This is a genomic window from Vibrio sp. 1078-1 (genome assembly GCF_033340475.1).
Genome location: NZ_JAWOWM010000340.1, coordinates 1 through 711, shown reverse-complemented (window position 1 = coordinate 711; position 711 = coordinate 1). Strand labels below are relative to the sequence as shown.

Below are 711 nucleotides of genomic sequence, written 5' to 3'. Positions count from 1 at the left end.
CAAATGCAAAACTTCAAGCCGATGGTTCGCCATCGGCTTTTTCATTTTCACAAATTCAACTTGCATCTTTCGTTGCTAGTCAAGGCGTTGAATGGTCTAATACTCTTATCGGTTCCGTAAACGGTAAGCAGAATGCACCAAGATAATCAGCCCACTTTTTTCTTCTTTGACTACGAGACTTGGGGTACAAATCCCGCGAAAGATCGTCCAAGCCAATTTGCTGGTGTTCGCACAGATGAAAACTTCAATATCATCGGCGAGCCTCTGGTGATGTACTGCCAGCTTCCTGCTGATTATCTACCTTCTCCGGAAGCTGCATTAATTACGGGTATTACGCCGCAAAAGGCGATGCAAGAAGGTCTATCCGAGCCTGAGTTCATTGCTAAGATTCACGCCGAGTTATCGAAACCCAAAACCACCAGCCTAGGCTACAACAGCATTCGTTTTGATGACGAAGTGACGCGTTACACCTGTTATCGCAACTTTATCGACCCATACGCGTGGAGCTGGCAAAACGGCAACTCGCGTTGGGACTTGCTCGATGTATTGCGTGCATGCCATGCGTTGCGTCCTGAAGGCGTAGAATGGCCCGAGAATGAAGACGGCTTCACCAGTTTCAAGTTAGAACATTTATCGGTTAAAAATGGCATTGAGCACAGTAATGCGCACGACGCGATGGCTGACGTTATCGCAACGATTGAGATGGCAAAG

Annotated in this window: 1 protein-coding gene; it reads left to right on the top strand. The window is 47.3% G+C overall.

From position 1 onward, the window contains the following. Positions 1–132 precede the first annotated feature (132 nt). On the top strand, positions 133–711 hold a 579-nt coding region (sbcB, locus tag R7190_RS27455), incomplete at its 3' end, for an exodeoxyribonuclease I (protein WP_318137879.1).